This is a genomic window from Citrobacter sp. Igbk 16, assembly GCF_028069755.1.
GTDB lineage: Bacteria > Pseudomonadota > Gammaproteobacteria > Enterobacterales > Enterobacteriaceae > Citrobacter.
Genome location: NZ_JANEWJ010000027.1, coordinates 33076 through 57570 on the forward strand (window position 1 = coordinate 33076; position 24495 = coordinate 57570).

At 50.9% G+C, this 24495-nt stretch carries 18 protein-coding genes and 1 pseudogene; 9 read left to right on the forward strand and 10 right to left on the reverse strand.

What is annotated here, in order from left to right; translation table 11 throughout:
- Nucleotides 1–49: 49 nt before the first annotated feature.
- The 5 genes from map to NNO03_RS16935 all read left to right on the forward strand — a co-directional run bounded on the left by map (nt 50) and on the right by NNO03_RS16935 (nt 8308).
- The gene (gene map, locus NNO03_RS16915) at nt 50–844 is read left to right on the forward strand and encodes a type I methionyl aminopeptidase (RefSeq protein WP_271442001.1); all 795 of its coding nucleotides are present in this window, start codon (nt 50–52) and stop codon (nt 842–844) included.
- Between the two features lie 238 nt (nt 845–1082).
- Nucleotides 1083–3755: a bifunctional uridylyltransferase/uridylyl-removing protein GlnD gene (gene glnD, locus NNO03_RS16920; protein WP_271450060.1), complete on the forward strand. Its 2673-nt coding sequence runs from the start codon at nt 1083–1085 to the stop codon at nt 3753–3755.
- A gap of 31 nt (nt 3756–3786) precedes the next feature.
- Complete coding sequence (gene dapD / locus NNO03_RS16925; protein WP_039030312.1) at nt 3787–4611, forward strand: 2,3,4,5-tetrahydropyridine-2,6-dicarboxylate N-succinyltransferase; 825 nt, start codon at nt 3787–3789, stop codon at nt 4609–4611.
- A 109-nt stretch (nt 4612–4720) separates the two neighbouring features.
- Complete coding sequence (locus tag NNO03_RS16930) at nt 4721–5107, forward strand: DUF3461 family protein (RefSeq protein WP_005132126.1); 387 nt, start codon at nt 4721–4723, stop codon at nt 5105–5107.
- Nucleotides 5108–5329: 222 nt separating this feature from the next.
- On the forward strand, nt 5330–8308 hold the full coding sequence (locus NNO03_RS16935) for a putative mucin/carbohydrate-binding domain-containing protein (protein WP_271450061.1): 2979 nt from the start codon (nt 5330–5332) through the stop codon (nt 8306–8308).
- A gap of 42 nt (nt 8309–8350) precedes the next feature.
- Here NNO03_RS16935 and cdaR read toward each other — a convergent pair whose 3' ends face one another.
- The 3 genes from cdaR to dgt form a co-directional block, all read right to left on the reverse strand.
- Nucleotides 8351–9508 (reverse strand): DNA-binding transcriptional regulator CdaR, encoded by a 1158-nt coding sequence (cdaR, locus tag NNO03_RS16940; RefSeq protein ID WP_005132128.1) that lies wholly within the window; start codon nt 9506–9508, stop codon nt 8351–8353.
- A 150-nt stretch (nt 9509–9658) separates the two neighbouring features.
- Nucleotides 9659–11092, reverse strand: a complete 1434-nt coding sequence (degP, locus tag NNO03_RS16945; protein ID WP_271442284.1) for a serine endoprotease DegP — start codon at nt 11090–11092, stop codon at nt 9659–9661.
- 129 nt (nt 11093–11221) lie between these two features.
- Nucleotides 11222–12739, reverse strand: coding sequence for a dGTPase (dgt, locus tag NNO03_RS16950; protein WP_271442283.1), 1518 nt, complete (start codon nt 12737–12739; stop codon nt 11222–11224).
- Nucleotides 12740–12822: 83 nt separating this feature from the next.
- Here dgt and mtnN point away from each other — a divergent pair, with 83 nt between their 5' ends.
- The 3 genes from mtnN to NNO03_RS16965 are packed head-to-tail and all read left to right on the forward strand — an operon-like array spanning nt 12823 to nt 14975.
- Nucleotides 12823–13521, forward strand: a complete 699-nt coding sequence (mtnN, locus tag NNO03_RS16955; protein WP_137383241.1) for a 5'-methylthioadenosine/S-adenosylhomocysteine nucleosidase — start codon at nt 12823–12825, stop codon at nt 13519–13521.
- A complete protein-coding gene (btuF, locus tag NNO03_RS16960; protein WP_271450062.1) occupies nt 13514–14314 on the forward strand; it encodes a vitamin B12 ABC transporter substrate-binding protein BtuF in 801 nt (266 codons plus the stop codon). The genes mtnN and btuF overlap by 8 nt, the downstream gene beginning before the upstream one ends.
- 37 nt (nt 14315–14351) lie before the next feature.
- Nucleotides 14352–14975 (forward strand): TRIC cation channel family protein, encoded by a 624-nt coding sequence (locus NNO03_RS16965; RefSeq protein ID WP_005132135.1) that lies wholly within the window; start codon nt 14352–14354, stop codon nt 14973–14975.
- Between the two features lie 119 nt (nt 14976–15094).
- Here the strand turns inward: NNO03_RS16965 and erpA are convergent, their stop codons facing one another.
- The 3 genes and pseudogenes from erpA to clcA form a co-directional block, all read right to left on the reverse strand.
- On the reverse strand, nt 15095–15439 hold the full coding sequence (erpA, locus tag NNO03_RS16970; protein ID WP_003018581.1) for an iron-sulfur cluster insertion protein ErpA: 345 nt from the start codon (nt 15437–15439) through the stop codon (nt 15095–15097).
- Nucleotides 15432–15497, reverse strand: a pseudogene (yadW, locus tag NNO03_RS16975) (small protein YadW). The gene erpA and the pseudogene yadW overlap by 8 nt, the downstream one beginning before the upstream one ends.
- Before the next feature lie 23 nt (nt 15498–15520).
- Entirely contained in the window at nt 15521–16942 is a 1422-nt protein-coding gene (gene clcA, locus NNO03_RS16980; RefSeq protein ID WP_271450063.1) for a H(+)/Cl(-) exchange transporter ClcA, read from the reverse strand.
- 168 nt (nt 16943–17110) lie between these two features.
- On the opposite strand from clcA, the gene hemL reads away from it, so the two are divergent.
- Complete coding sequence (gene hemL / locus NNO03_RS16985) at nt 17111–18391, forward strand: glutamate-1-semialdehyde 2,1-aminomutase (RefSeq protein WP_137383237.1); 1281 nt, start codon at nt 17111–17113, stop codon at nt 18389–18391.
- A gap of 113 nt (nt 18392–18504) precedes the next feature.
- Here hemL and fhuB read toward each other — a convergent pair whose 3' ends face one another.
- The 4 genes from fhuB to fhuA are packed head-to-tail and all read right to left on the reverse strand — an operon-like array spanning nt 18505 to nt 24438.
- On the reverse strand, nt 18505–20487 hold the full coding sequence (fhuB, locus tag NNO03_RS16990; protein WP_271450064.1) for a Fe(3+)-hydroxamate ABC transporter permease FhuB: 1983 nt from the start codon (nt 20485–20487) through the stop codon (nt 18505–18507).
- Nucleotides 20484–21374, reverse strand: coding sequence for a Fe(3+)-hydroxamate ABC transporter substrate-binding protein FhuD (gene fhuD / locus NNO03_RS16995; protein ID WP_271450065.1), 891 nt, complete (start codon nt 21372–21374; stop codon nt 20484–20486). The genes fhuB and fhuD overlap by 4 nt, the downstream gene beginning before the upstream one ends.
- Nucleotides 21374–22171, reverse strand: coding sequence for a Fe3+-hydroxamate ABC transporter ATP-binding protein FhuC (gene fhuC / locus NNO03_RS17000; protein WP_271450066.1), 798 nt, complete (start codon nt 22169–22171; stop codon nt 21374–21376). The genes fhuD and fhuC overlap by 1 nt, the downstream gene beginning before the upstream one ends.
- Nucleotides 22172–22218: 47 nt before the next feature.
- Nucleotides 22219–24438 (reverse strand): ferrichrome porin FhuA, encoded by a 2220-nt coding sequence (gene fhuA / locus NNO03_RS17005; protein WP_271450067.1) that lies wholly within the window; start codon nt 24436–24438, stop codon nt 22219–22221.
- Nucleotides 24439–24495 lie beyond the last annotated feature (57 nt).

The window sequence follows — 24495 nt, forward strand, 5'->3', positions numbered from 1 at the left end:
GCACTTACACAATTATTGTCGAAATAATCGACACTGATGGACAGAATTCATGGCTATCTCAATTAAGACTCCTGAAGAAATCGAAAAAATGCGCGTCGCTGGCCGTCTGGCAGCCGAAGTGCTGGAGATGATCGAACCGTTTATCAAACCGGGCGTGAGCACCGGCGAGCTGGATCGCATCTGTAACGACTACATCGTGAATGAACAGCAGGCGATTTCCGCGTGCCTGGGTTATCACGGTTATCCGAAATCCGTGTGCATCTCTATTAATGAAGTCGTGTGCCACGGGATCCCGGATGACGCTAAGCACCTGAAAGAGGGTGATATCGTCAACATCGACGTCACCGTGATTAAAGACGAGTACCACGGCGATACGTCCAAAATGTTTATCGTCGGTAAACCGACCATTCTTGGCGAGCGTCTGTGCCGCGTAACGCAGGAAAGCCTGTATCTGGCGCTGCGTATGGTAAAACCGGGTATTCGCCTACGTACCCTGGGTGCTGCAATTCAGAAATACGCAGAAGGTGAAGGCTTCTCTGTAGTACGTGAATACTGCGGCCACGGTATCGGTCGCGGCTTCCATGAAGAACCTCAGGTCCTGCACTACGATGCAGACGACGGCGGTGTGGTACTGCAGCCGGGCATGACCTTCACCGTAGAACCGATGCTGAATGCCGGTGATTACCGTATCCGCACCATGAAAGACGGCTGGACGGTGAAAACCAAAGATCGCAGCTTGTCTGCTCAGTACGAGCATACTATTGTGGTAACGGAAAACGGCTGTGAAATTCTGACATTACGTAAGGATGACACCATCCCGGCAGTCATCACACACGACGCATAATTTTTTGCCTGATGGCGATGCTCCTGCATCTTATCAGGCCTACAAATTACACCTTTACTCAAAATCATTCGAGTTGCCTCAAGGCGGCAAGAGAGTGAATCTTCAGGAGCGTACATAAGTACGTGACTGGAGTGAACGAGCGCAGCCAACGCAGAAGCAACTTGAAGGATGAAGAGTAAATACGTAGGCCGGGTAAGGCGTTCACGCCGTCATCCGGCTTTTTAATGGGTGGCGCACAATGAATACTCTTCCTGAACAGCACGCAAATACTGCCCTCCCCACCCTGCCTGGCCAACCGCAAAACCCAGGGACATGGCCACAGCACGACCTCAACTGTACCGGCATTAAAGCTCATATCGATAATTTCCAGCACTGGCTGGGGGAAGCATTTGACAGCGGAATTTCCGCTGAACAGTTAATCGAAGCCCGCACCGAATTTATTGACCAGTTGCTGCAGCGCCTGTGGATTGAAGCAGGTTTCGGTCAGATTGCCGATCTGGCGCTGGTTGCCGTTGGCGGCTACGGGCGTGGTGAGCTGCATCCACTTTCCGATATTGACCTGCTAATCCTTAGCCGTAAAAAACTGCCTGACGCGCAGGCGGAGAAAGTCGGCGAGTTATTAACGCTATTGTGGGATGTGCGGCTGGAGGTAGGACACAGCGTGCGTACACTGGAAGAGTGTCTGCTGGAAGGGCTATCAGATTTAACCGTCGCCACCAACCTGATTGAAACACGACTGCTGATTGGCGACGTCGCGTTGTTCCTTGAGCTGCAAAAGCATATTTTCAGCGAAGGTTTCTGGCCATCCGATAAATTTTACGCTGCCAAAGTAGAAGAGCAAAATCAACGCCATCAGCGCTATCACGGCACCAGCTACAATCTGGAGCCGGATATCAAAAGCAGTCCAGGTGGACTGCGCGACATCCACACCCTGCAATGGGTCGCCCGCCGTCATTTTGGTGCCACGTCGCTGGATGAGATGGTCGGTTTCGGCTTCCTGACGCTGGCGGAGCGCGCCGAACTGAATGAATGTTTGCATATTCTGTGGCGGATCCGCTTCGCATTGCATCTGATCGTGAACCGTTACGACAACCGTCTGCTGTTTGATCGACAGCTCAGCGTGGCTCAACGCCTCAATTATGGCGGTGAAGGCAATGAGCCTATCGAGCGGATGATGAAAGACTATTTCCGGGTCACGCGGCGAGTGAGCGAACTGAACCACATGCTGCTCCAGTTGTTTGACGAGGCGATTCTCGCCATGCCGGCCGATGAAAAACCGCGCCCCATTGATGACGACTTTCAACTGCGTGGCACATTGATTGACCTGCGCAATGACGACCTGTTTATCCGCGAGCCCGAGGCCATTTTGCGGATGTTTTATATCATGGTACGCAATAGCGCGATCACCGGAATTTACTCAACCACACTGCGTCATTTGCGTCATGCCCGTCGTCATTTAACGCAGCCGCTGTGCTACATTCCGGAAGCGCGCTCGCTATTTCTCAGCATGTTGCGCCATCCAGGCGCAGTGAGTCGCGGCCTGTTGCCAATGCATCGCCACAGCGTGTTATGGGCCTATATGCCGCAATGGTCGCATATAGTCGGTCAAATGCAGTTTGACCTGTTTCATGCTTATACAGTGGATGAGCACACTATCCGCGTCATGCTGAAACTGGAAAGTTTTGCCAAGGAAGAGACCCGCCAGCGTCATCCGCTGTGTGTGGATCTGTGGCCGCGCTTGCGTCAACCGGAACTCATTCTGATTGCTGCGCTGTTCCACGATATCGCCAAAGGTCGTGGCGGCGATCACTCTATTCTGGGGGCTCAGGACGTACTCAAGTTCGCCGAATTACACGGACTCAACTCCCGCGAAACGAATCTGGTTATGTGGCTGGTACGCCAGCATCTGCTGATGTCGGTGACCGCTCAGCGCCGTGATATTCAGGACCCGGAGGTGATTAAGCAATTCGCCGAAGAAGTACAAACGGAACACCGTTTGCGTTTCCTGGTCTGCCTTACCGTCGCCGATATCTGCGCCACTAACGAAACGCTATGGAATAGCTGGAAGCAAAGCCTGTTGCGCGAATTATACTTCGCCACAGAAAAACAACTGCGTCGTGGAATGCAAAATACACCGGATATGCGCGAGCGTGTGCGCCATCATCAGCTTCAGGCGCTGGCGTTATTGCGGATGGATAACATTGATGAAGAAGCGTTGCACCATATCTGGTCACGCTGTCGAGCGAACTATTTCGTGCGCCACAGCCCAAATCAACTGGCCTGGCATGCGCGTCATCTCTTACAACATGACCTCAAAGAACCGCTCATTCTGCTTAGCCCGCAGGCAACGCGTGGGGGAACGGAAATCTTTATCTGGAGTCCGGATCGCCCGTATCTGTTTGCCGCCGTTTGCGCCGAACTGGACCGGCGTAATCTGAGCGTCCACGATGCGCAGATTTTCACCACCCGTGATGGCATGGCGATGGATACGTTCATCGTACTGGAGCCGGACGGCAGTCCGCTGTCGTCAGACCGACACGAAGCGATCCGTTTTGGGTTGGAACAAGCCATTACTCAACGCAGTTGGCAACCACCGCAACCGCGTCGTCAGCCGGCAAAATTACGCCACTTTACTGTCGATACTGAGGTCACCTTTTTGCCGACCCATACCGACCGTAAGTCATTCCTCGAACTTATCGCACTCGATCAACCAGGACTACTGGCGCGGGTCGGGCAGATTTTTGCCGATCTGGGAATTTCGCTGCATGGCGCCCGAATTACAACTATTGGTGAGCGAGTAGAAGATTTATTCATAATCGCCACCGCCGACCGGCGTGCCCTTAATAATGAGCTGCAGCAGGAAGTACATCAACGGTTGACAGAGGCCCTCAATCCAAACGATAAAGGGTAATGTTTTTATTTATTATGGAAAGAGTTTAACAATGCAGCAGTTACAGAACGTTATTGAGTCCGCTTTTGAGCGTCGTGCCGACATCACTCCGGCGAATGTGGATACCGTAACCCGTGAAGCGGTTAATCAGGTTATTTCTTTACTGGATTCCGGTGCACTGCGTGTCGCAGAAAAGATTGACGGCCAGTGGGTCACCCATCAGTGGCTGAAAAAAGCGGTCCTGCTCTCTTTCCGTATTAACGATAATCAGGTTATCGATGGTGCGGAAAGCCGCTACTTCGATAAAGTGCCGATGAAATTTGCCGACTACGATGAAGCACGCTTCCAGAAAGAAGGCTTTCGCGTGGTTCCGCCTGCGGCCGTGCGTCAGGGGGCATTTATCGCACGTAACACCGTGCTGATGCCGTCTTACGTTAACATTGGTGCGTATGTTGATGAAGGTACGATGGTTGATACCTGGGCGACCGTAGGTTCTTGTGCGCAAATCGGTAAGAATGTTCACCTGTCCGGTGGCGTTGGCATCGGCGGCGTACTGGAGCCGTTACAGGCTAACCCGACCATCATCGAAGATAACTGCTTCATCGGTGCGCGTTCGGAAGTTGTGGAAGGCGTGATTGTCGAGGAAGGTTCCGTCATCTCGATGGGCGTGTATATCGGTCAGAGCACCCGTATTTACGATCGTGAAACAGGCGAAGTGCATTATGGTCGCGTACCGGCAGGTTCTGTTGTCGTTTCCGGCAACCTGCCGTCGAAAGATGGCAAATACAGTCTGTACTGCGCGGTGATCGTGAAGAAAGTCGACGCTAAAACGCGTGGCAAAGTGGGTATCAACGAACTGTTACGTACCATCGACTAACAGCAATTTGAAAAAGCGGGCTTAGCCCGCTTTTTTTACATCTGCGGGTGGCATAAACAAGGCTTTTCGTTAATTATTCAATGGTTATAGTGAGCTTAAGGGTACCGCTATGTATGACAATCTGAAAAGTCTGGGCATTACTAATCCTGAAGAGATCGATCGTTACAGCCTGCGGCAAGAAGCCAACAACGATATCCTGAAAATCTATTTCCAAAAGGATAAAGGCGAGTTTTTTGCCAAGAGCGTGAAATTCAAATATCCCCGTCAGCGTAAAACGGTGGTCGCCGATGGCATAGGTCAGGGCTACAAAGAAGTGCAGGAGATCAGTCCAAACCTGCGCTATGTGATCGACGAGTTGGATCAGATCTGCCAGCGCGATCGCAGTGAAGTCGATCTTAAACGCAAGATCCTCGATGATTTACGTCATCTGGAAAGCGTCGTGACCAATAAGATCAGCGAAATTGAAGCCGATCTGGAAAAACTGACGCGCAAATAAGCCATCATATCTTCAGGCCAGGAAACTGGCCTTTCTAAAAAAATATCACACACCCACACTCCCTTTAATTTACTCATCATTTCATTATCCATAAAGATAAAAAAATATATATCCATATCATTAACATCATTGCACACAGATATTATATAAAATGACTTTTATTATCTCATAAAAAATATAAGGTTTATCTATCTTCAACCACTAAATAAGAGATAACCAACTATGAACAATATACTTTTAATGAAATGCTATGCTCTCGAAAAGGCAACATGGCTTAATAAAGAAGGTTTTAATAAAGGGTTACTGCACGATCGTCAGGAATTAGACTTTATTTTGCCCGCGGAGACCATCCTTCGCGTCAGGCAGTCCGACATCAGTAATGGTTCTGCTACCTTGCGTCTATTATGCAATGACTCTGCTGTTGAAAAAACATTAACATTGAAAACTGAATGGCAAGAGATCAGCGCTACTGTTGATACCGTCCCTTTCATTGATACGCTATACATGGAAAATGTTTCTGATTACGACGTTGAATTTGAAACACCAGAAAAATTCCAGACATTGCCTTTTTTTGACAAAAATAGTGATTCTGCTTTATTTTTTTCTTCATGGTCAGAGACCAACGCCCCCTATGCGCTTATCGATACTGGCAGTGCCAAACTATTAGTTCCCTTTGCCGACATGGATAATCTCCAGAATGTAAATACCGACAATGGCATTTACGGACTATTGGACTATTATGAAAAAATTTTTGCATTCTATAATGATTTAGCCGGACTTAGTTTTACGCCAGTAAATTCTCTCAATCAGAACATTGCCAATAAGTATTTCATTAAGGCAGATAAAAACGGTGTGGGTTCCGCCTATTTCAACACCTACTGGTGTGCAGAGACCTCATCAACCATCGCGCAAGGCTGGATTGATAATGTTGAAAACCAATGGACTGTGCTGCATGAAATTGCCCATGGATATCAGGGCAATTTTATGAATGACTCTCGCTTCTCCGCTGGAGAGGTTTGGAATAATATATATGGTGCATGGTTTCAGCAAGTTATGTTGGGCAATAAAAATGAACTGTATACCGATGGATGGTTATATAACGATGGAAACAGAGGTTACACTGAGGATAATTTCCGAAATAATATCTATAATCAAACACCGGTGAATCAGTGGAATCCACATCAAAGATTATTATTATTGATGCTAATGCAATTCAAATCCTCGATGAAAAATTTTGTGCTATTTAATGATAGTTACCGGGCATTGGCAAACAGCGAAAATTTCTCCGCATCAGATCATCACATCCTGGATATGCTTGCAGAGGCAAGCGCCTCTGCCGCAGGATATGATATGACCCCCTATATTGCTTTGTGTGGTGTTGAACTTGATGATATCACCCGAGAACGTATTCAGACTCTGGAAACCAAACCGGTTTATCCACTCTTTGATCTCCTGCCTGAAGCGGAATGGGACAACGCGCAGCAAGCAATGGGGCTACAAACGTCTGTTTGGTTGGTTGATAATGCAGAGTTGTCTGTCTTAAACAAAAAAGGCAATGTTACCTTTGATATCATCATTGATAATTTAGCTCAAATTTATGGACGTGATCTCAAAATAATTGATCATTGTGGCAATGATATTACGGTCAGAATTACTAATACTACATTAGAACAGCAATATTTACCCATTGGGGTTTATCAACTTATTCTGCCAAAAGGAAAATCTCAAAAATATACTACTGATCAAAACTGGTTTGTGGTACGTGAAGGCGAAAATAATGTAACCATTAATTATACCCCACTAAATGACACCAGCGGTCGTAACGAAGAACTTATTTTCCTGGGGCTTGGCGATGCAAAGTTTGCAACCCTCACTGTTGAGAATGAGAGCAAAACAATCCAACTAAATGTCACCAGTTCCGCGCCACATTCCTACTATGGCAGTGACATTTATGCGAGCGTCACCATTTTCTCAGCGACTGGCGAGGAAATTTTCAATCGTGATATGCCAGGACAAAATTGTCCAATTACCTATGATGAAATTCCTTTTGAAGATGGGTATCTCATCGAGGTTTATCATGCCGAATGTGGGAAGCGTTTATATAGCCTACCAAATTATCTTGATCTGGTTGTGCACAATGAAAAAATCAATAACTTCAGGATTGATAAAACAGGATTATTTAATACCGCACTAAACAATGACCCGGATGAGGATCTCCGTTCTATTATTGCTGAGTCAGCAGAAAAGCTACGCGTTGAGTCACTTATTTATACTCTACCAGAAAGCACAGAAAAAATCAGTATCTGGCTAATGATTAACAAATTCACTGGAGAGGAGCGTGATTTATTATTACTTGAATATGCAGATGTCATCCCATTAGATAATAGTGAACCCGACATCCTGACAGGGAGTATTATTCATCTTGAATTACGCGGATTGAGTGACGCCGAATTTTCCGAAGTTACTATCGATAACAGTAATTACTTGATGACGGTAAATACTAAATCAGTAATACCACACAATTATTATCCGGAAACCTACGCATGGATACGTGTGTGGAATGAAAATGGGATTGAAATGTACAACCGAAATTATGATGGCTCAATCCGATATCCGACTACAACAGAAAGCATTCCATTACGCAATGGCTATGTTATCGACATCCTTCATTATGAACCATTCAGATGCGTAGCTTCAAACGTTATGCAAAATACAGATTTTCAACTTGCACAGGATAATACATGGGAAGTCATTAGTTCAGGGCTACAAGATTACCAACACCCGACTTCCAGTGATCCGAAGGCGACAATACGAGGTAATAAATTTCTCTGGAAGCTACTGGGATATTACGATGTACAGTTTGCCAGTATTGATATGGATCTGGTGAATAACCAGGTTGTTTACTCAACAGAGGCCACCACGCCACACAGCATATATGGCGAAGATCTCTATGCAGAGGTCAACATTATCGATAACAATGGTTTTCTCGTTTATCATCAGGAAATACAAAGTAAAGTCCTGCTGGAGAAATACACGAACACTATGACACTGGAAAAAGGATATACTATTGAGGTTTATCATGCAGAAGCATATAAACGCTCGGTTATTCTCAACACCGAGACCGAGCAAAAGTATCCCCAAAAGAAAAAAGTAGTTTATCAGGTTATTGAAAAAGGACTGCTTTTAATTTCTGAAGAGTAACCCGTAGCTCAAAACCACCTCGCTGTGAGGTGGTTTAATGTCTCAATGCTGCTCATCCAGTTGCAACGCCACATACAGCAGCAGCCTGTCATCGAAATTCCCCAAATCCAGCCCGGTAAGTTCTGAAATACGATTCAGGCGATATTCAAGCGTATTGCGGTGGATAAATAGCGCCTTTGAGGTCGCCAGCGGCTGTACGTTGTGGCGAAACCATGCCGCTAATGTCCTACGCAGCAAGCCGTTGTTATCCATCGCTTTCAGTCGTACCAACGGACGGGCCAACTCATTAGCCTGCCAACCGCCACGCAGGCTGTCTAACAGCACGGGCAGCATCAAATCCTGGTAAAAATAGCTGCGGCTTTCCGGCATGCGCTGCTTACCAACCATCATGGTCGTACGCGCGGTGCGATACGAGCGGGCAATGCTGCCCGGCCCGGTAAAATAGTTACCCAGCGATACGCGAAAGCGTAGCTGTCCGTTCTCTTTCATACGGGCGATCAGCTGTTCAACACGCTTGCGATGATCTTCTGCATCCCAGCGGCCAAACTGATTCAGCGCGGGTTTCAGAACGACCATCTCAGTCAGTGAAACAATCGCAATCAGGTTATTTCGCTCTGGTGTCGTCAACGCATTTTGTAATTGCTGTAGTTCAGCCATGGCGCTGTCTACACCAAGCTGACCGCTGTCGACCTCCACCACTGCTACCACACGTGGTTGGTTCAGATCTATTCCTAGCCGCTGCGCCCATTCCACCAGCGCCGGGGTGTTCTCTTCAGCCTGAATCAGGTTCATCACCAGTTCTTCGCGCAGACGACTGTCCTGAGCGAGCAGATGCATCAAACGCGACTGCTCCAGCATCATTTCGGCGGTCATACACACCAGTTCACCGTACTTACGCAAATGCTCCGGCTCGCCGGTTAAACCAATAACGCCAACAATTTCGCCTTCAAGCCGCAGCGGCAGGTTTATTCCCTGTCGCACGCCGTGCAGATGTCGTGCTACCGCATCATCAATATCGACGACCCGGCCCTGTGAGAGCACCAGCAGCGCACCTTCGTGCAATTCACCAATACGCTCGCGATCGCCACTGCCAATGATCCGCCCACGGGCATCCATTACGTTGATATTGGTATCAATGATGCGCATCGTGCGCGCCACGATATCCTGCGCCATTTTGGTATCGAGATGCCAGCCAGCCATAAAGCCCTCCTGTGAGCAGTGCTCAAGCATAGGGAAGAAAACAGACCGCGACATTGTGCAAATGCACAAAGCAGAAGAGAGAAGTATGGAGTTGTGGTAGGTATCACAAAAAGAAACCCCTTCCCTGATATGGGAAGGGGTTCAGAGGGATTACTGCATCAACAGATAGATAGAGCTGTCACCACGCTGAATGTTCAGCGCCAGAACAGCTGGTTTACTGTCGAGAATTTTGCGCAGTTCCGCGATGTTTTTCACCGGTTGCTGGTTAGCACCAATGATGACATCCCCTTTCTTCAGGCCAATCTGTGCCGCCGGCGAATTCGGTTTCACATCGCTTACCACGACACCTTTGTCCTGGCCTTTGTTGCTCATATCCGCACCTTCAATGCCTTTGAAGATAGAGCTGGAATCAACCTGAGTCTGGCTGCTCTGCTGCAGTTCCAGGTTCACCGTTACCGGCTTACCGTCTCGCAGCAGGCCAAGGTTAATTTTGCTACCCACTGGCATGGTGCCGACCTGCGCACGCAGGGCAGCGAAGCTGCTGATGGGTTTACCGTTCAGTGATGTAATCACGTCACCCGCTTTGATACCGGCTTTCGCTGCAGAAGAGTTCGGCATAACCTGACTGACGAATGCCCCACGCTGGGCATCAACTTTCATCGCTTTCGCCAGCTCAGAGCTCAGCTCAGTCCCCATAATACCCAGCTCACCGCGTTTAACCTGGCCGAACTCAACCATCTGCGAAGTCAGGTTTTTCACCATGTTGCTTGGGATAGCAAAACCGATACCGATGTTGCCACCGTCCGGCGCGAGGATCGCGGTGTTAATCCCGATCAACTCACCATTCAGGTTAACCAACGCACCACCAGAGTTACCACGGTTGATCGCCGCATCCGTCTGGATAAAGTTCTCGTAGTTTTCGGCATTCAGGCCACTACGCCCCAGTGCGGAAACGATACCTGAAGTCACCGTTTCACCAAGGCCAAACGGGTTACCAATCGCTACAGTGTAATCACCCACGCGCAGTGCATCAGAATCTGCCAGCTTAATTGCCGTCAGGTTTTTCGGGTCCTGGATCTGGATCAGTGCGATATCAGAGCGCGGATCTTTTCCGACGATCTTCGCGTCAAACTTACGACCATCGCTCAGTTGAACCTTGATCACCGTGGCGTTATCGACCACGTGGTTGTTGGTCACAACATATCCTTTCGCGGCATCAATGATGACGCCAGACCCCAGCGCCATAAATTTCTGCTGCTGTCCGCCGCCGTTGTCAGCACCCGGAGCGCCACCCTGACAGAACGGTGAGCTCTGGAACGGAGAACCGTCCTGGCAGAACGGAGAGTTATCACCGAAGAACTGCTGGAAATTACGCGGCATACGCGGCGTATTGACCGTCGTGCTCCCCTCGACATTAATACTCACCACCGATGGCATCACTTTTTCGAGCATCGGGGCCAGGCTTGGCATCTGTTGGGCAGTTGTTACTGAAGACGCTGTCTCAGCCGCCGTTGCAGACAGGGGGGACAACGCCAAACCTAAACTCAGAGCCAGTGCACTCATTGCTAATGTGGTTTTTTTCATGTGTTTCGTTCTCGATTAACAGGTCACGCAAAATTGCTGTATACCTCAGAGTCGTTTTATAGCGCTAAGTTCCAGAATGAAGTTTAAGGAAAAAGTAAAATTTTATTGTCCGTCTTTACAAATGAGTATTTATTGTTCTACCGCCATCAGCCGTCTATATTCATCCCAGGCATACAAGTCAGTCATCCCGCTGATATAATCCTGAATTAAACGGCAGCGGTAATAATATTCCATAACCGGGAACTCGGCACTACCCGGCAATATTTTACTGACCGCCTCAACATAAGCAAGACGATGGCGGGTAGACAACTTTTGAAATAATCGAGATTCGATAGGGAACTGTTTTAATCTTTCGTGTTCAACCAGCTCGCTAAAGTCGGATAATGACATTTTTAACAGTGGTTGGTAGATTTCCAGAAGCCCACTGATAACCCGATAGCCTTGCAATTCCAGTTGCTCCACATCTGGATGGCTAAACACATGTTTTACCGCTACATTTTTATAAACCCCAAGCAACTGACTGAAGCTACTGGCATCTTCTAATAAAGCGTGGTTAAAACTCCCCTCAAAAATTTGCGGTAAATTATCAATAAAACGCTGAGCGGCGTACGGTACCAGTTTATTCAGCGTGTTAACGCGTAAATACATAAAGAACTGATCTTCCGTACTGCGACTTAATGTATTTGAGCGAGATTTTTCCCAGGCGTTCTCAACAACCTGGCTAAACAGGGAACCTTTTTCATGATGCCCCCACGCCTCATACAGATGGTGGTAAAGCTGCTCAACACTGAAGATTCTTTTCTCAACAGCATCCTCCAGGTCAGCCACACAATAAGAGATATCGTCCGCTGCTTCCATAATCCAGGTTAATGGAAAGCGACTGTAAGGTGCTAAGGATAATTCTTTACGTAACCGCTCAATATACGGTTCCTCGGAAAGGTAATATCCCGGTTTCTTCATTAAATAGTTATGCGTCGCCGGCGTACCTCCACGCCACCATGCCGGGCGCGTATATTTTAAAATCCCCCCCACCTGCGACCAGGTCAGGTTCATGCGCATCAGTGTATGCACCAACCGAATGCCCTGTGCATTGCCTTCAAAATGGCACAGGTCCTGACGTACCTTGCGGCGAATATCATTGAGCGACTCTTCACCTTCACGCAAACGTAACGCAGGCACCTGGCAGCGATCGTCGCTTAAGGGCTGGCTTTCAGCATCAGCCGGATAGAGTCGCTGGCGAAACCAGTCATTAATTGCTGCCTCGCCAAAGTGACCAAACGGCGGATTGCCGATGTCATGCATCAGGCAGGACATTTCGACGATGCTTTCAAAGGGACCGGTCAACTCATCCAGGCCGTACTGCTCCAACAATTTTTGCTCTTTCAGCCGACTGAGGATCTCTTTGGCGATATAACGCCCTACCTGCTGAACTTCCATCGAGTGCGTCAGGCGCGTACGCACCGCCGCATTACGCTCCAACGGAAAGACCTGGGTTTTTTGCTGCAGTCGGCGAATAGCCGGAGAATTGATAATACGTCCACGGTCGCTTTCGAAAATGCGCAGGATCTCATGCTCAGATTTCACGCCCTGCGGCGAACGGTAACGACGATGCCAGTTTATTTTTTTTCGGAAATCGATCTGTGCCATGTCCTCTCCCGCCTGAGAAATGCGCTACCCCTTAAGCGCATGATAGACTATGCCCTCAAATCTGGCTTATCGCGAGTAAATCTATGAAAATCGGCATCATTGGTGCAATGGAAGAAGAAGTTACGCTGCTGCGTGACAAAATCGAAAACCGTCAGACAATTGCTCTTGGCGGTTGTGAAATTTACACCGGCCAACTGAACGGTACTGAGGTTGCGCTACTGAAATCAGGCATCGGTAAAGTGGCTGCGGCGCTGGGCGCTACGCTGCTGCTTGAACACTGCAAGCCAGATGCCATCATTAATACCGGTTCAGCGGGTGGCCTGGCCTCTACGCTGAAAGTAGGTGATATCGTGGTTTCTGACGAAGCGCGCTATCACGATGCTGACGTCACCGCATTCGGCTATGAATTTGGCCAGCTACCGGGCTGCCCGGCTGGTTTTAAAGCCGACCCGGCACTGATTGCTGCAGCGGAATCCTGTATTGCCGAACTCAATCTGAACGCCGTCCGCGGACTGATCGTCAGCGGCGATGCCTTCATTAACGGCTCCGTTGGCCTGGCAAAAATTAAGCATAACTTCCCACAGGCGATTGCCGTTGAGATGGAAGCAACCGCAATTGCGCACGTGTGTCACAACTTTAACGTGCCGTTTGTTGTCGTTCGCGCTATCTCTGACGTTGCCGATCAGCAGTCCCATCTCAGCTTTGACGAGTTCCTGGTCGTTGCCGCGAAACAGTCAAGCCTGATGGTTGAAACGCTGGTGCAGAAACTGGCGCATGGCTAACTTCGTCTCCAGGGCGCTGGTCGCCCTGCTTTTCACTCTTCCGGCGTGGCTTTACGCCGCGCCGCGCGTTATTTCGCTTTCCCCAGCCAACACTGAACTGGCCTTTGCCGCCGGTATTACCCCCGTTGGCGTCAGCAGCTATTCAAACTACCCGCCCGAGGCCAAAAATATTGAAGAGGTCTCAACCTGGCAAGGCATGAATCTGGAACGTATCGTGGCGCTCAAACCCGATTTGGTTATTGCCTGGCGTGGAGGGAATGCCGAGCGGCAGGTTAATCAACTGACTGCCCTGGGAATTAAGGTCATCTGGGTCGATGCCGTCACCATCGAGCAGGTCGCTGATGCATTGCGTCAACTTGCGCCATGGAGCCCCAAGCCTGAACAAGCAAAGCAAGCAGCGCAAACCTTGCTTGATGAGTATGCTTTACTAAAGTCTCAGTATGCCAACAAACCGAAAAAACGTGTGTTTCTCCAGTTTGGCGCAAATCCTCTGTTTACCAGTGGAAAAGGTTCCATTCAAAACCAGGTTCTTGAGGTATGTGGTGGAGAAAATATCTTTTCCGGCAGCCGGGTTCCATGGCCGCAGGTCAGCCGCGAACAGGTCCTGGCAAGAGCCCCTCAGGCAATTGTTGCTACCGGCGGTTCGGGCGAAATTCCTAAAATTGAGCAATACTGGGGAAATCAGCTAAAAATACCGATTATTACTCTTGATAGTGACTGGTTTGAACGCGCGAGCCCGCGTATTATCCTCGCCGCAAAACAACTCTGTAATGCGCTTTCACAAGTAAATTAGCGCCTGCCCCCACCAGGTTTGTTGTGAGGATTTAAAGATGCTCGTCTATTGGCTGGATATTGTCGGTACCGCGGTATTTGCTATCTCTGGCGTATTACTTGCCGGAAAACTGCGTATGGACCCCTTCGGCGTTCTGGTCTTAGGCGTGGTAACCGCCGTCGGTGGCGGTACGATCCGTGATATGGCACTGGATCACGGCCCCGTATTCTGGGTTAAAGATCCCACCGATCTGGTGGTGGCGATGATCACCAGTATGTTGACGATCGTGCTGGTACGTCAGCCAAGACGCTTACCGAAATGGATCCTTCCGGTGCTGGATGCCGTAGGTCTGGCGGTGTTCGTGGGTATTGGTGTGAATAAAGCATTTCTCGCAGGAACCGGACCACTGGTAGCAATTTGTATGGGGGTCATTACCGGTGTTGGCGGTGGAATTATTCGCGATGTGTTAGCACGTGAAGTGCCGATGATTTTGCGCACCGAAATCTACGCTACAGCATGCATCATTGGCGGCATCGTCCACGCCACCGCGTTTTATACCTTCAATGTGTCGCTGGAAAACGCCAGTATGATGGGGATGGTCGTTACCCTGCTGATTCGGCTTGCCGCCATTCGTTGGCATTTGAAATTGCCGACGTTTGCGCTGGATGATAACGGGCGTTGATGTGACGATGCAGAACATGTAGGCCGGATAAGGCGTTTACGCCGCCATCCGGCACATTGCCCGGTGACGCTACGCTTACCGGGCCTACACCATCAGACCATCGGTATTACAGACAGCAATCAGATGCTGAAAGAGGAACCACACCCGCAGGTGCTTTTGGCGTTCGGGTTAGTCACAACAAAGCGAGAACCTTCCAGACCTTCGGTGTAATCAACCGCACCGCCTACCAGATACTGCAGGCTCATCGGATCAACCACCAGACCAACACCTTGCTTCTCAATGGTCATATCACCATCGTTTACCTGATCATCAAAGGTAAAACCGTACTGGAAACCGCTGCAACCACCGCCGGTGATATACACGCGTAATTTCAGATTTGGGTTATCTTCATCTGCGATCAGGCTTTTTACTTTATTGGCTGCTGCTTCAGTAAATTGCAGTGGCAGCGCTACGTCATCACTCATATTTTGCTCCAAACGACATTGGCAATTGGGCAAATTATAACCCAATGGTTAAGGCCATTATCTAATACCCTGGTATTTCGTTCAAGTATTCTCGCCCGTGGCGGTACTCTGGCTTTTTGCCGCCTGCTCCGCTTCCTGTTTAGCCAGTGTGCGGGCAAGGATAGTCGAGTATAGCGGTTTTCCACCCATAAACTGGGCTAATAGTGTTGCGCCAAGGCAGGTAATAATCATTGGCAAAATGAGCTGATAGTTATCCGTCATTTCCAGCACCAGCACAATGCCCGTTAACGGCGCACGCACAGAAGCGGCCAGCAATGCCCCCATCCCGGCAATAGCAAACGTCCCCGCCTCCAAATGATACTGCGGAAAAGAAGCCGCTGCAGCCATGCCAAATGCAGTTCCCAGCAATGTGCCTAATGCCAGCATCGGGGCAAATATCCCACCAGGCGCGCCGGATGAGAAGCACAGCAGCGTGGTGATGACCCTGGCGATAAAGATAAACAGCAGAAGACCCACACTGAAATTGCCCGCAGCAGCAATCGGGATCAGATTAAATCCACCGCCTGCCGCTTCAGGTTGAATCAAACCGAGGATCCCGCACAGACCGCCGATCACGCCACCCATCAGCACCCATTTTTTAATTTCACCGCCGTGGAAGCGCTGAAACATATCCTGGGTACGCAACACCATGGTATTGAACAACGGCCCGACGCAACCAAAAATAATCCCAAGGATGAGGTACAACCACAGCGTATTAACCGGCGCATTGGAGAGTTTCCCGACCTCAATAATCGGGGCCTCGCCGTTGAAAATACGAAACACAATGCTCGACATAATCACGCCGGTAAATACGGCTTTGATCGACACGAGGTTATAACGAAACTGTGGTCGCATCTCTTCAATAATGAACAGAATGCCGGCCAAAGGCGCATTAAACGCGGCCGACAGACCCGCAGCCGCACCGGTTGCCAATAAGGTGTGTCGCGCTTCGGCGCTACGCATGCGGAAAATATCCAGCACCATGCGCCCGATATTGCCACCAATTTGTACCGTTGGTCCTTCCCGGCCAAGCACCATCCCAGCCCCCAGCGTCCCCATACCACCGATAAATTTTACCGGTAGCACACGCCACCAGCGCACAGGTCGCAATTCTTCTAATGCACCTTCAATCTCAGGTATCCCCGAACCGCCTGCTTCCGGGGCAAATTTACGCACCAGAAAATAACCTACCATCGCCAGCAGTGCAGAAAGAATAAATGCCAATGGCCATACAAGGACCGCGTGGTCAGCAACCTGTGCCAGTGCGCCAATACGCAGATTCTGCACCCAGGTCACCGCTTTCTCAAACGCCACACCCACCAACCCCGTCACTGTACCCACCACGGCGGCCATAAAGAGGATCGCCAACGGCGTTTTGTCTCTTTCCAGGAGTCGACGGATTTGATCCCTGCGGCGTAAACGCACAATTTGTTGTGCTTCAAAAGAGGGAGTGTCAGTCTTCATCAGATGATCATTAATTGGTAATACAAATACGGAATCGGCATTCTACTCGCACATTTCACGAAAATCCCCTGCAAATCGTATTGTTTCAAATACGCAAAACTTTCATAACCTTCTCTGAATAACTAGAATAGCGGGCATTTACTTTTTCTACGAACCAGGACCCCATCCATGAGTAAGTCTGAAAACCTCTACAGCGCAGCACGCGAACTTATCCCCGGCGGCGTTAACTCCCCAGTTCGCGCCTTTACTGGCGTGGGTGGTACTCCGCTGTTTATTGAAAAAGCGGATGGCGCATATCTGTATGATGTCGATGGTAAAGCCTATATCGATTATGTCGGCTCCTGGGGGCCGATGGTGCTGGGCCATAACCACCCGGCAATTCGCAATGCCGTGATTGAAGCGGCAGAGCGCGGTTTAAGCTTTGGCGCGCCGACCGAGATGGAAGTAAAAATGGCGGCGCTGGTCACTGAGCTCGTGCCAACCATGGATATGGTACGTATGGTGAACTCCGGTACCGAAGCGACGATGAGCGCGATCCGTCTGGCGCGCGGTTTTACCGGTCGCGATAAGATCATCAAATTTGAAGGCTGCTACCACGGTCATGCTGACTGCCTGCTGGTCAAAGCCGGTTCCGGCGCATTGACGCTGGGCCAGCCTAACTCCCCGGGGGTTCCGGCAGATTTCGCGAAACATACCCTGACCTGCACCTATAACGATCTTGCCTCAGTACGTGCGGCATTCGAACAGTATCCGCAGGAAATCGCCTGTATTATCGTTGAACCAGTAGCGGGCAACATGAACTGCATCCCGCCACTGCCGGAATTCCTGCCGGGTCTGCGTGCGCTGTGCGATGAGTTTGGCGCACTGTTGATCATCGATGAAGTCATGACCGGTTTCCGCGTCGCACTGGCGGGTGCGCAGGATTATTACGGCGTAGTACCGGATCTGACCTGCCTGGGTAAAATCATCGGTGGCGGCATGCCTGTTGGCGCATTTGGTGGCCGTCGTGATGTGATGGATGCCCTGGCCCCAACCGGACCGGTTTACCAGGCGGGTACGCTGTCCGGAAATCCAATTGCGATGGCGGCAGGATTCGCCTGTCTGAATGAAGTCGCCCAGCCAGGGATTCATGAGACGCTGAACGAACTGACGACACGTCTGGCAGAAGGTCTGCTAGAAGCCGCTCAGGAAGCAAATATTCCACTGGTGGTTAACCATGTCGGCGGGATGTTCGGGATTTTCTTCACTGATGCAGAAACCGTAACCTGCTATCAGGACGTGATGTCCTGCGACGTTGAACGCTTTAAGCGCTTCTTCCATATGATGCTGGATGAAGGCGTTTACCTGGCACCGTCCGCCTTTGAAGCAGGCTTTATGTCTGTCGCGCACAGCGAAGACGATATCAATAACACCATCGACGCTGCACGTCGGGTGTTTGCGAAATTGTAAAAAAGAGAACGTGCAGAAATGTAGGCCGGGTAAGGCGAAGCCGCCACCCGGCTTTTTTATTGCCGGATGTCGACGCAAAGCGTCTTATCCGGCCTACATGAAAGGGGTCAGCCTCAGCGGCTCTGCTTTCTCAACAGATAGATAAAGTACGGCGCGCCAATAAACGTCGACAGCAGTCCCGCCGGGATCTGATACGGAAACAGCACCATACGCCCACACCAGTCGGCAAACACCAGCAGCCCCCCCCCCGCCAGCGCGGATATCACCATATGCGGCATCGTACGCCGAAAACCTAACATCCGTGCGATATGCGGCGCCATCAGCCCCACAAAGCTCAACGGACCGATTGTCATGGTTGCCGTAGCGGTCAGACCCGCAGCCAACATCAGTAAGCCAACACGCGACGGTGTTAATGCCAGACCGACAGCCCGCGCAGTGTCACCGCCTAACGGTAGAATCGTCAGCCAGCGGCGGCACAGCGGCGTTATCGCCAGCAGAATGATCATCACAATACCGGTACGTAAAACCTGTTCATTGGAAGCGTTATAGGTCGAGCCGGACATCCAGGTCAGAATGCCCGCCATGCGCGGATCGCCGCTTGCCTGCAGCATCATCAGCAACATTGTGAATGCCGTACTGAGCGCCATCCCCGCCAACAGCATCCTGTGCGGAGAGAAACCTCCACGCCCGGCGGCAATCATAATGATTAACAGCGTCACCGCCGCGCCGAGACTCCCCGCCGGCAGCAACCAGCCAAACGCATTGCCGGGCACCAGAAACAGCATGAGCACCACGCCGAAGGCCGCGCCGGAGCTAATACCCAACACTTCCGGGCTGGCCATCGGATTACCAGTCAAACGCTGAATAATGCAGCCCGCCACAGCCAGCATTACGCCAGCTACCAGTGCAGCCAGGATGCGCGGCCAGCGCCAGGGCATCAGCTCATCCAGCATTGCACCACTGGCCCAGCTCCAGCCGTGGGCATCGCGACCCAATGACAGCGCAACCACAACCGTCAGCAACAATATTGCGCCCCCAGCCAGCGCAAACATCAGCACGTGCTGACGCTCAGCGACGACACGGTTGCTGGCATTCATATCCGGTGCGCTCATACTGCGAAGGCGCGGCAATAGCCACAGCAGCAATGGCGCGCCAATCAGCGCCGTCACCGAACCGGTGGAGACTTCCATCCAGACGCGAGTGAGTAATAAAATAATTTGATCGGAGAGCCAGAGGATCAGTGCGCCAATCAACGGAGCCAGCAGCAGACGCGCCAGCAAACGCCGCGCGCCGAGCATTTTCGCCAACAGCGGCGAAAACAGTCCCACAAAACCGATAATTCCGACGGCGTTGACCAGTAAAGCACTGAGCACAATCGCCAGCGTTAACGCCGCCAGGCGCGCCAGCGACAGCGCCAGTCCGAGATTGCGCGCCACGCCGTCATCCAGTCCCATCAGCGTCATTGGGCGTAATAGCAGCAGCGTCAACATCACGCCACCCAGCAGTTGCGGCCACAGCCTTTGCACCCCGCTCCAGTCAGTTTGCGTTAGCGTGCCGCTGCTCCACAAAAACATGCTTTGCAGCTGGTCGTGATGGAAAATCACCATCAATTGATTAATCGCGCCACAGTACAGGCTGACCACCAGGCCCGCGAGGATCAACGTCACAGGAGAAAGCCGTTTGCCCCAGGCGACGCCAAACACCAGCGCCCCAACGATACAGGCCCCTGCCAGGGCCGCAAATTGTGTCGTCAATGCGCCAGGAATAGCCCACAGCGTAGTCACCGTGATGCCCAGTTGTGCCCCGGTGGCAACACCCAGCGTAGTCGGCTCCGCCAGCGGGTTACGCAATACCTGCTGAAACAGCACACCAACCAGTCCCAGCCCGGCACCGACCAGCAGAGAAATCGCCAGCCTCGGCAACAGGCTGAAATGGAATACCATCTGCTCAATAACATCGATATCCGGTGACCAGATAGCCTGTTGCCACTGGCTACGCGGCAGAGCAGCGGAAAAGTTAAACCAGGTCAGCCAGCAGGCAGCAACAAACAGAACCGCTAGCAGAAGAGTTGGGAGCAGCGCAATACGTTTACTCACGCTTTCCCCCCCAGCGCATTATCCAGAATGCGCGCAAAATGCATCGCCGATAGCGTTGCACCATAGAACCAGACGGCGGGAACACGTTGAAAACGTCCGGCACGAACAAACGGCATCGCCTGCCACAACGGTGTGGACATCAGTGCCTGCATATCCTTGTTGTTACCGTGATCGAAACACAGCACATCAACATCTTTGTAGGCGGCAAGCCTGTCAATCCCTACCGCGGTGCTGCCCCAAAAGTTGGTTTCACCCTGCCAGGCGTTGCGGATCCCGTACTCATCCAGCACCTCCTGGAACAAGCAGTTAGGCCCAAACACCAGCATATGGCGAGGATCGAGCAGGGTCATCAGCAGTAATGGCCGGGAGCCTCGCTGAACAAAGCGCGGCTTCAGGCTGGCAATCAGGTGTTCGTACTGCGACAGATGACGTTCGGCAGCGGTCTGCAGATTCAGCAACTGCGCCAGTTCTTGCAACGACTGACGCGCAATCGCCAGCGGCTTTTTGCCATCACTGAAGTTAAAGCCGCGACCCGGCGCAATACGTGCAAGCTTCTCAGGTGCAGGACCATAACCAGCCGACCAGACCATAAATGAGGGTTTCATTTCAGTCAGCAGTTCGAGGTTTGGTTCAGTACGTAATCCGACATCAATGACGGAGTCCGGCAACGCGGGTTCGTTGACCCACAGTTTGTAGTTTGGAACATCCGCGACGCCGTAAGGTGCAACACCCAGCGCCAATAGCAACTCAACAGGCAGCCATTCCAGCGCCACTATACGCTGTGGATCAACCGCCGCCGCGCGGGCTGTATTCATTTGCCACAGTAGCGGCGACAGCGCCATTGCCGTTAGCAGTCGTCGACGGGAAAGATGAGGTAATCCAATCATTAATAGACAAAACTCACGGGTGCGGCACCGGCCGGATGCGGCAAAATGCCCATCGGGATACCGTAAATCAGTTCCAGGGTTTCACTACGCATCAGTTCAGCAGGTGTTCCCTGTGCAATCATTTCACCGCCGCGCAGCGCGACCAGGTAATCACAGTAGCGGGCTGCCATGTTGATATCATGCAGTACGGCAACCACCGTCAATCCACGTTGTTGGCTCAAGCGATGTACCAGCGCCAGAACATCAACCTGATGCGCGATATCCAGCGCCGAGGTTGGTTCGTCCAGCAGCAGGCAACGGCTGTCTTGTGCCACCAGCATGGCGATCCACGCACGCTGACGCTCGCCGCCAGACAAGCTATCCACCAGGCGATGCGCCAGAGGTTTAAGCCCAACAAGCGTAATTGCCTCTTCCACTTTCTCCCTGTCAGCCACACCAAAGCGTCCCAACGCCCCATGCCAGGGATAACGCCCAATCGCTACCAGCTCACGTACCGTCATCCCTTCGGCCTGCGGTAACTGCTGGGGTAAATAGGCAACCTTACGGGCAAACGCTTTGCTGCTCCAGCTCTCCAGCGGCTGCTCATCAAGAAGGATTTCACCTTCTGACGGCGGCTGATGACGTCCCAGCATTTTCAATAAAGTGGATTTACCGGAGCCGTTGTGGCCGATAAGACCCGTCACTTTACCCACGGGAAAGGTTAACGAGAGAGGATGCAAAAGCGTGCGGCCAGGCACACGGAAGGAGACATTCTTCAACGCAAACGTCGTGTCGGGATGGGATCTGTTTTCCTGCATAGTGGCCAACTTGTAAAACGGGCACGCAAAGCGTGCCCAAAGAGAAATTAGAAACGGAAGGTTGCTGTTGCAACGACCTGACGTTCTGCGCCCCAGTAACATGCGTATTCGCTATAGCAACTGGAAACATATTCACGATTAAACAGGTTGTTGACGTTTACGGCAACGGACGAACCCGCCATACCGAAACGGGCCAGATCGTATTTCACCATGGCATCAGCAACGGTATAACCGCCCACATTAAACGAATCGTTTTTCTTCCCTGCAGCAGTATCGTTTTTGTAGTAACTCACCGTTGAACCGGTATAACGCACGCCAGCCCCAATGGTCAAACCACTCAGTGCTGATTCATAGAACGTGTAATCGGTCCATAACGAAGCCTGATTACGTGGTACTTCCGCCGGTCGTTGACCTTTAAAGATAGTGTCTTCGGTATATTCCGCATCCGTGTAGCTGTAAGCCGCCGTAACGTTAATATTGGCATTTACGGCTGCTTTTGCTTCCAGTTCAATGCCGCGTGAACGAATCTCCCCAGTCTGGACGCTGTACAGACCCGTAGGATCGTTCGGGTCCGCCGTCAGGTTTTTATCTTTCGTCAGCTGGTACACAGCCGCCGTCAGTACAACTGGCATATCCTTCGGAACATACTTCACACCGGCTTCGTACTGCTTACCACGCGACGGATCGAACGGTTTGCCTTCTTTCGTTGAACCGGATGTCGGTTCAAACGATTCGCTGTAGCTGAAGTACGGAGAAATACCATTGTCAAACAGATAGTTAACACCACCACGCCAGGTAAACTGCTGATCGTTCACTTCGGCCAGTGAATTACTGGAGCGGGTCAACGTGGAGGTGGTTGCAAAATCATAGCGGCCGCCCAACGTCAGCACCCACTTATCCCATTCCATCTGGTCCTGGGCGTAGAGTCCGGTCTGTTCCATACGGTTTAACACGGCGTACTTAGCATACGGTCCGCTGACATCAATATTCGGGTTACCGTACTGAGGGTTCTGCATATTTAATGGATCAGCATCGCCATACAGCGCATTGACATCGTTACGCATACGCGAGTAATCAACACCGGTCAGCAGAGTATGTGCAACATCACCGGTGGCAAAAGCAGACTGGAGCTGGGTATCAACGGTAAATGCATTGAGATCTTCATCAGAACGAACGTATTTACGGATAATCTCACCAGGCTGACTATAGCCAAAACCATATACAGAACGGTAGAGCGTTTTCACCTTGTCATAACGCAGGTTCTGGCGCACGGTGAAGGTGTCGTTAAAGGCATGCGAGAAGTTGTAGCCAACCATCTGCTGGCGGCGAGCCATCTTGTTATCCGCTTCACCTTCATTGAAATCAGTCGGCAGCTTGTGCGGATTACCATTTGCATCGTAATACGGAACAAGCGTACCTTCACGCGGCAACCAGCCATAATAACCCGCGTACGGATCGTTCTGGAAATTACTCAGGAAGGTGAAATCTGTTTTATCATCAGGGCGCCAGCTAAACGCAGGTGCAACTGCGTAGCGCGTTGATTTTGACATCTCCTGCTGAGAGTTCTGGCTATTACCCAACCCCGTTAAACGGTATGACCACACGCCGTCATCATCAATAGCATCGCTAAAATCGAAACCAGTTTGCCAGAGGTTGTTCGTCCCCATTTTAAACTGCACTTCTTTCAGGGGTTCTGTTGTCGGACGTTTGCTCACCATACTGACGATGCCGCCAGGGTTGCTGTTGCCGTACAGCACTGAAGTCGGCCCGCGCATCACTTCTACGCGTTCCAGAAAATACGGGTCCATAGATACTTCAGAGTAGTTATTACCCTGAAGTTTCATGCCATCAAGATACTGGTTGGTGTTGACCGTGGTTGGAGAGGTAAAACCACGAATCGTCACTACATCATAGGTGGAAGAGCTACCACGGGTAGCAAAAACACCGGGTGTATAAGCAATGGCTTCTTTTACTGTAGCCGGTTGCTTGGTATCCATCTCTTCACGCGTCACAACCGAAACAGACTGCGGGGTCTTTTCGATAGGCGTATCGGTTTTGGTGGCAGTGGCGGAACGCTTCGCGGCAATCGTCGGCGAAGGTCCCCACGCGCTTTCTTGTGCGGCAGGTGCTGCGGTTACGGTGATTGTTTCTTCTTTCGGTTGAACCGCCGCCTGTGCATACACAGACATGCCGCTAACCGCTGTGGCTACCACGACTGCAATTTTACGCAGTGATGAACTTGGCTGAGCAGTTTTAAGACGCGCCATTGGTATTTCTCTGATGAAAGTGAATGATAACGTAAACGAGAATTATTATTATAACGG